Annotated in this window: 19 protein-coding genes and 1 pseudogene; all 20 read left to right on the top strand. The window is 52.2% G+C overall.

Going from position 1 to position 9,480, the window contains the following annotated elements; all coding sequences use genetic code 11:
* A pseudogene (tuf, locus tag BLV81_RS12310) lies at positions 1–364 on the top strand (elongation factor Tu); the annotation flags it as partial.
* Between the two features lie 106 nt (positions 365–470).
* The gene (gene rpsJ, locus BLV81_RS12305; protein WP_014004392.1) at positions 471–788 is read left to right on the top strand and encodes a 30S ribosomal protein S10; all 318 of its coding nucleotides are present in this window, start codon (positions 471–473) and stop codon (positions 786–788) included.
* A gap of 245 nt (positions 789–1,033) precedes the next feature.
* Entirely contained in the window at positions 1,034–1,690 is a 657-nt protein-coding gene (rplC, locus tag BLV81_RS12300) for a 50S ribosomal protein L3 (RefSeq protein WP_092356334.1), read from the top strand.
* Between the two features lie 3 nt (positions 1,691–1,693).
* On the top strand, positions 1,694–2,314 hold the full coding sequence (gene rplD, locus BLV81_RS12295; protein WP_014004394.1) for a 50S ribosomal protein L4: 621 nt from the start codon (positions 1,694–1,696) through the stop codon (positions 2,312–2,314).
* Entirely contained in the window at positions 2,311–2,625 is a 315-nt protein-coding gene (rplW, locus tag BLV81_RS12290) for a 50S ribosomal protein L23 (RefSeq protein ID WP_092356331.1), read from the top strand. Before rplD ends, rplW begins: the two co-directional genes overlap by 4 nt.
* Complete coding sequence (rplB, locus tag BLV81_RS12285; RefSeq protein ID WP_092356328.1) at positions 2,625–3,452, top strand: 50S ribosomal protein L2; 828 nt, start codon at positions 2,625–2,627, stop codon at positions 3,450–3,452. The genes rplW and rplB overlap by 1 nt, the downstream gene beginning before the upstream one ends.
* Positions 3,453–3,462: 10 nt before the next feature.
* Entirely contained in the window at positions 3,463–3,738 is a 276-nt protein-coding gene (rpsS, locus tag BLV81_RS12280; RefSeq protein ID WP_014004397.1) for a 30S ribosomal protein S19, read from the top strand.
* 6 nt (positions 3,739–3,744) lie between these two features.
* Positions 3,745–4,077, top strand: a complete 333-nt coding sequence (gene rplV, locus BLV81_RS12275; RefSeq protein WP_014004398.1) for a 50S ribosomal protein L22 — start codon at positions 3,745–3,747, stop codon at positions 4,075–4,077.
* A gap of 9 nt (positions 4,078–4,086) precedes the next feature.
* Entirely contained in the window at positions 4,087–4,941 is an 855-nt protein-coding gene (rpsC, locus tag BLV81_RS12270) for a 30S ribosomal protein S3 (RefSeq protein ID WP_092356325.1), read from the top strand.
* 2 nt (positions 4,942–4,943) lie between these two features.
* Complete coding sequence (rplP, locus tag BLV81_RS12265; protein ID WP_092356322.1) at positions 4,944–5,363, top strand: 50S ribosomal protein L16; 420 nt, start codon at positions 4,944–4,946, stop codon at positions 5,361–5,363.
* Between the two features lie 12 nt (positions 5,364–5,375).
* Complete coding sequence (gene rpmC / locus BLV81_RS12260; RefSeq protein WP_014004401.1) at positions 5,376–5,567, top strand: 50S ribosomal protein L29; 192 nt, start codon at positions 5,376–5,378, stop codon at positions 5,565–5,567.
* Positions 5,567–5,839 carry a 30S ribosomal protein S17 gene (gene rpsQ / locus BLV81_RS12255; protein ID WP_014004402.1) on the top strand — a complete coding sequence of 91 codons (273 nt, stop codon included), beginning with the start codon at positions 5,567–5,569 and terminating at the stop codon, positions 5,837–5,839. The genes rpmC and rpsQ overlap by 1 nt, the downstream gene beginning before the upstream one ends.
* A gap of 223 nt (positions 5,840–6,062) precedes the next feature.
* Positions 6,063–6,431 carry a 50S ribosomal protein L14 gene (gene rplN / locus BLV81_RS12250; protein ID WP_014004403.1) on the top strand — a complete coding sequence of 123 codons (369 nt, stop codon included), beginning with the start codon at positions 6,063–6,065 and terminating at the stop codon, positions 6,429–6,431.
* Positions 6,432–6,440: 9 nt separating this feature from the next.
* On the top strand, positions 6,441–6,755 hold the full coding sequence (gene rplX, locus BLV81_RS12245) for a 50S ribosomal protein L24 (RefSeq protein WP_061538669.1): 315 nt from the start codon (positions 6,441–6,443) through the stop codon (positions 6,753–6,755).
* Positions 6,756–6,761: 6 nt separating this feature from the next.
* Positions 6,762–7,301, top strand: coding sequence for a 50S ribosomal protein L5 (rplE, locus tag BLV81_RS12240; protein ID WP_061936382.1), 540 nt, complete (start codon positions 6,762–6,764; stop codon positions 7,299–7,301).
* Positions 7,302–7,308: 7 nt separating this feature from the next.
* Complete coding sequence (rpsN, locus tag BLV81_RS12235) at positions 7,309–7,614, top strand: 30S ribosomal protein S14 (RefSeq protein WP_014004406.1); 306 nt, start codon at positions 7,309–7,311, stop codon at positions 7,612–7,614.
* Positions 7,615–7,628: 14 nt separating this feature from the next.
* The gene (gene rpsH, locus BLV81_RS12230; protein WP_092356317.1) at positions 7,629–8,024 is read left to right on the top strand and encodes a 30S ribosomal protein S8; all 396 of its coding nucleotides are present in this window, start codon (positions 7,629–7,631) and stop codon (positions 8,022–8,024) included.
* A 10-nt stretch (positions 8,025–8,034) separates the two neighbouring features.
* Positions 8,035–8,568 (top strand): 50S ribosomal protein L6, encoded by a 534-nt coding sequence (gene rplF / locus BLV81_RS12225; protein WP_061936388.1) that lies wholly within the window; start codon positions 8,035–8,037, stop codon positions 8,566–8,568.
* Positions 8,569–8,580: 12 nt separating this feature from the next.
* Positions 8,581–8,943: a 50S ribosomal protein L18 gene (gene rplR, locus BLV81_RS12220; protein WP_041741098.1), complete on the top strand. Its 363-nt coding sequence runs from the start codon at positions 8,581–8,583 to the stop codon at positions 8,941–8,943.
* A 12-nt stretch (positions 8,944–8,955) separates the two neighbouring features.
* A complete protein-coding gene (gene rpsE, locus BLV81_RS12215; RefSeq protein WP_014004410.1) occupies positions 8,956–9,474 on the top strand; it encodes a 30S ribosomal protein S5 in 519 nt (172 codons plus the stop codon).
* The last annotated feature ends 6 nt before the right edge of the window (positions 9,475–9,480 follow it).

The raw sequence follows: 9,480 nt of genomic DNA, 5'->3' as shown, positions 1-9,480 counted from the left end.
TGTGTTGTTGCGCGGCACCAAGCGTGAAGACGTAGAGCGGGGCCAGGTGTTGGCTAAACCGAACTCGATCAAGCCACACAAGCATTTCACTGGCGAGATCTATGTTCTGTCGAAAGACGAAGGCGGCCGTCATACACCTTTCTTCAACAACTATCGTCCACAGTTCTACTTCCGTACTACGGACGTGACTGGTTCGATCGAGTTGCCGAAAGACAAGGAAATGGTCATGCCAGGCGATAACGTGTCGATCACAGTCATGCTGATCAACCCGATCGCGATGGAAGAAGGTCTGCGTTTCGCGATCCGCGAAGGTGGCCGTACTGTTGGCGCAGGTGTGGTTGCCAAGATCCTGCCTGACGCGTAATAGCAAAACTGTAGTGCAATAAGCAAGCCACTTCGGTGGTTTGCTGTCAACGTAACAATATGCCGTGGCTGATAGTCATCCACGGTTCGTTCTTTAAAGGAAAATCATGTCCGCTGCTAACCAAAAAATCCGCATCCGCCTGAAGGCGTTCGACTACAAGCTGATCGACCAGTCCGCACAGGAAATCGTTGATACAGCCAAGCGTACCGGCGCAGTTGTCAAGGGTCCAGTGCCTCTGCCAACACGTATCCAGCGTTTTGACGTACTGCGCTCGCCGCACGTCAACAAGACATCGCGCGACCAGTTCGAAATTCGTACCCATCAACGCCTGATGGACATCGTTGACCCAACCGACAAGACTGTCGATGCGTTGATGAAGCTGGACCTGCCAGCTGGCGTAGACGTAGAAATCAAGCTGCAGTAATTCGTATTTCGTAGCGTGGGCACCTGTGCCCCCGCTGCATCCCGAATTTAGTAGTGTTGTAAATAAGGTGTAGCCGGCGAATGTTTGACATACCACGACAAAGATGGTCTTGCAAATAAAAATTTACCCGGTTATACTGATCGGCTTCGGTGCGATTGCGGCTGCTTTGGCCTAATGCAATCGCACTTATTTTAGTTGTACAAACATCAGCCCCGCCCAATCGTAGGCGGGAATGGAGAAAAACAATGAGCTTAGGCCTTGTTGGTCGCAAGGTTGGCATGATGCGCATTTTCACGGAAGATGGGGATTCAATCCCGGTAACCGTGTTGGACGTATCGAACAACCGCGTGACCCAAATCAAAACGCCTGAAACAGACGGTTATACCGCTGTTCAAGTTGCATTCGGTCAGCGTCGCGCTTCACGCGTGACTAAAGCTGCTGCCGGTCACTACGCCAAAGCTGGCGTCGAGGCTGGTACCATCCTCAGAGAATTCCGCATTGATGCAACCAAGGCTTCCGAGCTGAAGGCTGGCGAAGTTATCGCTGCAAGCCTGTTCGAAGTCGGTCAAAAGGTTGACGTTCAAGGTGTCTCGATCGGTAAAGGTTACGCCGGTACTATCAAGCGTCACAACTTTGCATCCGGTCGTGCCAGCCACGGTAACTCCCGTTCGCATAATGTCCCAGGTTCCATCGGTATGGCGCAAGATCCAGGTCGTGTTTTCCCTGGTAAGCGCATGACCGGTCACATGGGTGACGTTACTGTAACCACGCAAAACCTCGAAATCGCACGTGTTGACGCTGAGCGCCAACTGCTGCTGATCAAGGGCGCGGTTCCAGGTGCAAAGAACGGCCAAGTTGTGGTCAGCCCTGCGATCAAAATCAAAGCTAAGAAGGGAGCCTAATTCATGGAACTCAAGCTCCTGAATGACCAAGGTCAAGCTGCTTCGAACGTTGCTGCACCGGATACCATTTTCGGTCGCGACTACAACGAAGCTCTGATTCACCAGGTCGTAGTTGCTTACCAGGCTAACGCTCGTAGCGGTAACCGTAAGCAAAAAGACCGTGAAGAAGTTCATCACACGACTAAAAAGCCATGGCGCCAAAAGGGTACCGGCCGCGCTCGTGCCGGTATGTCGTCTTCGCCACTGTGGCGCGGCGGTGGTCGGATTTTCCCGAACTCGCCTGATGAAAACTTCACGCACAAAGTAAACAAGAAGATGTATCGCGCAGGTCTCTGCTCGATTCTGTCGCAGTTGGCACGCGAAGGTCGTTTGTCGGTCGTCGAGAATTTCTCGGTCGAAGCGCCAAAGACCAAATTGCTGTCACAAAAGCTGAAGACCATGGGTCTGGATTCCGTGTTGGTGATTACCGACAACCTGGAAGAAAACCTGTTGTTGGCGTCGCGTAACCTGCCAGGCTTCCTGGTATGTGAGCCACGTCACGCTGATCCAGTATCGCTTGTGTTCTACAAGAAGATCTTGATCACCAAGCTGGCTTTGGCGAAGATTGAGGAGATGCTGGCATGAACGCAATTAAACATAGCGAAGAACGCTTGATGAAAGTGTTGCTGGCGCCGGTGATTTCCGAAAAGGCAACGATGGTTGCGGAGAAGAACGAGCAAGTCGTTTTCCGTATCGCACCAGACGCTACCAAACTGGAAGTCAAGGCTGCTGTCGAGCTGCTCTTCAAAGTTCAAGTTGAGTCGGTACAAGTTGCCAATCGTCTGGGTAAGCAAAAGCGTAGCGGCAAGACCATGGGTCGCCGCAACCATACCCGTCGCGCATTCGTATGCTTGAAGCCGGGTCAAGAGATCAACTTCACCGAGGAGGCTAAATAATGGCACTCGTTAAAGTTAAACCAACCTCGCCGGGCCGCCGTGGCATGGTCAAGGTCGTTAATCCCGACCTGTACAAAGGCCGTCCATTTGCTGCCCTGATCGAGAAGAAGTCGAAAACAGCCGGTCGTAACAACAACGGCCATATCACTACTCGCCACATCGGCGGTGGTCATAAGCAACATTACCGCCTGATCGACTTCAAGCGCACCAAAGATGGTATTCCAGCGAAAGTGGAACGTCTCGAATACGATCCAAACCGCACAGCGAATATCGCTCTGTTGTGCTACGCCGACGGCGAACGTCACTACATCATCGCCACTAAAGGCATGGCTGTAGGCGATCAGGTAATGAGCGGCTCGGAAGCGCCGATCAAATCCGGTAACTGCCTGCCAATCCGCAACATTCCGGTTGGCACGATTCTGCATTGCGTTGAAATGCTGCCAGGTAAGGGCGCCCAAATGGCCCGTACCGCCGGTGCCGGCGTGGTGTTGATGGCTCGTGAAGGTACTTACGCTCAAATTCGTTTGCGTTCCGGTGAAGTTCGCCGCGTTCACATCGAGTGCCGCGCTACCGTAGGTGAAGTCGGCAATGCCGAACACAGCCTGCGCAAGATCGGTAAAGCGGGTGCGATGCGTTGGCGTGGTGTTCGTCCTACCGTTCGCGGTGTGGTCATGAACCCGGTCGACCATCCTCACGGTGGTGGTGAAGGTAAGACCGCAGCTGGTCGTCATCCAGTTTCGCCATGGGGTCAACAGACTAAGGGTAAGAAGACACGCAGCAACAAGCGTACTACTTCCATGATCGTCTCGCGCCGTGGCAAGAAATAAGGGGTAACACATGACACGTTCATTGAAAAAAGGGCCGTTCTGCGACGCCCATCTGGTGAAAAAAGTTGAAACTGCGCAAGCAGTCAAAGACAAGAAGCCAATCAAGACTTGGTCCCGTCGCTCGACCATCATGCCGGATTTTATCGGTCTGACGATTGCTGTGCATAACGGCAAACAACACGTCCCGGTATATGTGTCCGAGAACATGGTTGGTCACAAGCTCGGCGAATTCGCGCTGACCCGTACGTTCAAGGGTCATGCCGCTGATAAGAAGGCTAAGAAATAAGGTCCGATGATGGAAACTAAAGCTACCCTCCGCGGTGTGCGCCTGTCGGCCCAAAAGGGCCGTCTGGTCGCCGACCTGATTCGCGGCAAAAAAATTGATCAAGCACTTAACATCCTGGCCTTCAGCCCGAAAAAAGGTGCAGCTATCATCAAACGTGTTCTGGAATCTGCAATTGCGAATGCAGAACACAATGACGGTGCTGATATCGACGAGCTGAAAGTCACGACGATATATGTGGAAAAAGGTTCGGTCCTCAAGCGCTTCACAGCGCGTGCTAAAGGCCGTGGCGATCGTATCTCGAAGCAATCCTGTCACATTTACGTGACTGTCGGAAACTAAGGAGTCACGATGGGACAGAAGATTCATCCAACCGGTTTCCGTCTTGCGGTTACACGTAACTGGGGATCCCGCTGGTATGCCGGCAATAGCAATTTTGCCCAAATGCTCGGCGAAGATTTGAAAGTACGCGCTTTCCTCAAGAAGAAACTGAAGAACGCATCGGTCGGCCGCGTTGTTATCGAGCGTCCTGCAAAGAACGCACGCATCACGATTTACAGCTCGCGTCCTGGTGTCGTTATCGGTAAAAAAGGCGAAGACATCGAAGTATTGAAGTCGGCGCTGACCAAGCTGATGGGTGTGCCGGTTCACGTTAATATCGAAGAAATTCGTAAACCTGAAATCGACGCACAACTGATCGCTGATTCGATCGCGCAACAGCTCGAAAAACGTATTATGTTCCGCCGCGCGATGAAACGTGCGATGCAGAACGCAATGCGTCTGGGCGCGCAAGGGATCAAGATCATGTCGTCCGGTCGTTTGAATGGTATCGAAATCGCACGTACCGAATGGTACCGCGAAGGTCGCGTGCCACTTCACACACTGCGCGCTGACATCGACTACGGTTTCGGCGAAGCTGAAACCACCTACGGCATTATCGGCATCAAGGTCTGGGTTTACAAGGGCGATCGTCTGGCTAACGGCGAAGCGCCGGTAATCGACGTACCTAACGACGACGACAAGAAACGCCGTGGTCCACGTCGCGATGATGGCAAGCCATCTAGCCGTCCACGTCCTAAAACTACGGCAACTGCCGGTGCGCCTGGTGCGCGTCCTGCACGTGCCAAGAAGCCGGATGGCGCTGCTGATGGTGTTGTAACTGCAGTTGCTGCAGTTGCTGCGCCGGCCGAGAAAGCAGGAGAATAATCATGCTGCAACCAGCACGCAGAAAATATCGTAAAGAGCAAAAGGGCCGCAACAAAGGCATTTCGCATTCGCGCGGCACTGCCGTGTCGTTCGGCGAATTTGGCTTGAAGGCGATTGGCCGCGGTCGTATCACTGCGCGTCAAATTGAAGCAGCTCGTCGCGCAATGACCCGTCATATCAAACGGGGTGGTCGTATCTGGATTCGTATTTTCCCAGATAAGCCAATTTCGCAAAAGCCTGCCGAAGTCCGGATGGGTAACGGTAAGGGTAATCCCGAGTACTACGTGGCTGAAATTCAGCCGGGTAAAGTGCTGTACGAGATGGATGGCGTCGACGAAGCTCTGGCGCGTGAGGCATTCCGTTTGGCTGCAGCTAAATTGCCGCTTTTGACCACGTTCGTCGTGCGTCAAGTTGGCCAATAATTGGAGTGAATCATGAAAGCATCTGAACTCCGCGACAAAGATCAAGCGGCCTTGACGAAAGAGCTGAACGAGTTGCTGAAGGCGCAGTTTAGCCTTCGCATGCAAATCGCTACTCAGCAATTGAGCAATACGTCGCAATTGAAGAAAGTTCGTCGCGATATAGCACGGGTCAAGACCGTCATCAATTCGAAGGGCGCCCTGTAATGAACGATCAAGTGAAACAAGCGCTCAAGCGCACGCTGGTTGGTAAAGTTGTGTCCGATAAAATGGACAAGACTGTTACCGTCCTGATCGAACGCCACGTCAAACATCCTCTGTATGGCAAAATCATTGTGCGTACTAATAAGTACCATGCACATGACGAAACCAACCAGGCCAAGGAAGGCGACGTAGTCGAGATCCAAGAAGGCCGTCCGATTTCCAAGACTAAAGCTTGGAGCGTGACACGTGTGGTACAAGTAGCACAGGTATTATAAGTATTTGTTGCGAGCCAAGCATTTTGATGTAATAATGCTTGGCTTCGCTCCTGTTGGCTTCCGACAAGAGCGATAGCAGTAGAAAACACCCTGCAGTATCTAGCAAGAAGTTTTGGAAGTCGTCCACCTAAGCAGTGCGCTCAGCAGAGTTGCCCTGACAGGACCAAGACTGACCGTAAATCCGCATCGTGCGGCAGCGAGTTAAGTTGGGAAAGAAAATATTATGATTCAAACGGAAAGCCGGCTCGAAGTAGCCGACAACACTGGTGCACGCGAAGTTATGTGTATCAAAGTTCTGGGTGGTTCCAAGCGTCGCTATGCCAGCATTGGTGATGTGATCAAGGTTACCGTCAAAGTGGCAGCGCCACGTGGTCGCGTCAAAAAAGGCGAGATCTATAACGCCGTTGTCGTACGGACCGCTAAAGGTGTTCGTCGTCAAGATGGTTCGTTGGTCAAGTTCGATGGCAATGCAGCAGTGCTGCTGAACGCGAAGCTTGAGCCAATTGGTACGCGTATTTTTGGACCAGTCACTCGTGAATTGCGCACTGAGCGCTTCATGAAGATTGTGTCGCTCGCGCCTGAAGTGCTGTAAGGAGTCGAGATGGATAAGATTCGGAAAAGCGACGAGGTAATCGTCCTGACTGGTAAAGACAAGGGCAAGCGCGGTGTTGTTAAGCAACGCGTTGATGCTAACCACGTTGTCGTAGAAGGCATTAACGTTGCTAAAAAAGCAACCAAGCCAAACCCGATGACTGGTGTAACTGGTGGCATCATTGACAAGTTGATGCCAATTCACGTGTCAAATGTTGCGTTGTTCAATGCAGCAACTGGCAAGGCAGATCGCGTTGGTTTTAAAGATGTGGATGGCAAGAAAGTCCGCGTTTTCAAGTCCAGCGGCGAAGTTGTTAAGGTTTAAGAGATCATGGCCCGTCTCCAAGAATTCTATAAAGAAAAAGTCGTTGCCGACTTGACAGCGAAATACGCTTACAAGTCCGTGATGGAAGTGCCGCGCATCCTGAAGATCACCCTGAACATGGGTCTGTCGGAAGCGATTGCGGACAAGAAGATCATTGAACACGCTGTTGGCGATTTGACCAAGATTGCAGGTCAGAAGCCAGTCGTGACCAAGGCGCGGAAAGCTATTGCGGGTTTTAAAATCCGTGAAGGCTATCCAATCGGTTGCATGGTTACACTGCGTGGCGCTCATATGTACGAGTTCCTGGATCGCCTGGTTACCGTCGCGCTGCCGCGCGTTCGTGACTTCCGTGGCGTCTCCGGTCGTGCATTTGACGGTCGTGGTAACTACAATATCGGTGTGAAAGAGCAGATCATTTTCCCCGAAATTGAATACGACAAGATTGATGTGTTGCGTGGTATGAATATCAGTATCACGACGACTGCAAAGACCGACGACGAAGCAAAATCGCTTCTCGCCGCATTTAAATTTCCGTTCAGAAACTGAGGTTGCCATGGCAAAACTGGCACTGATTAACCGTGAACAAAAGCGCGCTGACCTGGTGAAGAAATACGCCGGCAAGCGTGCCGAGTTAAAGGCAATCATTGATGACCAATCGAAGTCGGAAGAAGAGCGCTACGAAGCTCGCTTGAAATTGCAAGCGCTGCCACGTAACTCGGCTCCGACCCGTCAACGTAATCGTTGCTCCCTGACTGGTCGTCCACGTGGCACTTTCCGCAAGTTCGGTCTGGGCCGTATTAAGCTCCGTGAAATCGCCATGCGTGGCGAAATTCCGGGTATGACTAAAGCCAGCTGGTAATAGGAGAATATGCAATGAGTATGAGCGATCCTATCGCCGATATGCTGACCCGTATCCGCAATGCGCAAGTAGTTCACAAGACAACCGTGGCAATGCCATCGTCGAAGGTCAAGATTGCGATTGCCAACGTCCTCAAGGACGAGGGTTACATTGAAGATTTCGCTGTCGCAGAAGAAGGCGGCAAAGCGGAACTCAAAATCGGTTTGAAGTATTACGCCGGCCGTCCTGTTATCGAACGTCTTGATCGTGTATCCCGTCCAGGGCTGCGGATCTACAAGGGCAAAGATGACATCCCTAACGTGATGAACGGCTTAGGTGTGGCAATTATTTCGACACCTTCTGGTGTCATGACGGACCGCAAAGCGCGCGCAACCGGTGTCGGTGGCGAAGTTATTTGCTACGTCGCCTAAGGAGTGCAACATGTCACGTGTAGGTAAAATGCCGATTGCACTGCCAACTGGCGCGGAAGCGACCATTACAGCAGCGCAGATCACAGTTAAGGGCCCATTGGGCTCGCTTTCCCAGGCTTTGAATGGCCTGGTAAAAATCGAAAACAACAACGGCACGCTGAATTTCGCTGCCGCTGACGACAGCCGTGAAGCCAATGCGATGTCAGGCACCTTGCGTGCCCTGGTCAACAACATGGTCAATGGTGTCACCAAAGGCTTTGAAAAGAAGCTGAACCTGGTTGGCGTTGGTTTTCGTGCGCAAGCACAAGGTGATAAGTTGAACCTGTCGCTCGGTTTCTCGCATCCTGTTGTGCACCAAATGCCGGAAGGCGTTACCGTGGCAACACCGACGCAGACCGAAATCCTGATCAAGGGTATCGACAAGCAACGTGTTGGTCAGGTTGCTGCTGAAGTTCGTGCTTACCGCGAACCTGAGCCTTATAAGGGCAAGGGCGTTCGTTACTCGGACGAAGTGGTAATCCTTAAAGAAACCAAGAAGAAGTAATAGGGGTTGACGATGGATAAGAAACAATCACGTCTGCGCCGTTCACGCCAAACGCGTGCCAAGATCGCAGAGTTAAAGGTGAACCGCCTGGCAGTGCATCGTACCAACTTGCACATTTACGCCAGCATCATCGGCCCTGACGCTAAAGTGCTGGCTTCGGCCTCCACACTGGAAGCTGAAGTACGTGCGGAACTGGCCGGCAAGTCCGGTGCAGGCGGCAATACAGCAGCTGCATCTCTGGTTGGCAAGCGCGTTGCCGAGAAGGCACTGAAAGCAGGAGTTACCGAAGTTGCGTTTGATCGCTCCGGTTTCCGTTACCACGGCCGCGTCAAGGTGCTGGCAGATGCCGCCCGTGAAGCCGGTCTGAAGTTCTAAGGAAGAATCGTCATGGCAAAAATGCAATCAAAAATGCAAAGCGATAAGCCGGATGATGGCATGCGCGAAAAAATGATCGCGGTCAACCGTGTGACCAAAGTGGTCAAGGGTGGTCGTATCATGGGTTTCGCAGCATTGGCTGTTGTTGGTGATGGCGATGGCCGTATCGGCATGGGCAAGGGCAAGTCGAAAGAAGTGCCGGTTGCCGTGCAGAAGGCTATGGAAGAAGCCCGTCGCAAGATGATCAAGGTAACGCTGAAGAACGGTACATTGCAACATGCAATCTCCGGCAAGCACGGTGCTTCATCGGTGCTGATGTTGCCAGCTAAAGACGGTACCGGCGTTATCGCCGGCGGTCCAATGCGCGCAATCTTCGAAGTACTGGGTGTGACGAACGTTGTGGCCAAGTCCACCGGTTCGACCAATCCGTACAACATGGTTCGTGCTACTTTGAACGGCTTGTCTAAGATGAACACACCATCGGAAATCGCGGCAAAACGCGGCAAGTCCGTTGAAGAAATCCTGGGCTAAGGTGAT

Origin of the sequence: Collimonas sp. OK242, from assembly GCF_900107095.1 — a bacterium.
Classification (GTDB): domain Bacteria; phylum Pseudomonadota; class Gammaproteobacteria; order Burkholderiales; family Burkholderiaceae_D; genus Collimonas.
This window is presented reverse-complemented; position numbering and strand designations above follow the sequence as displayed.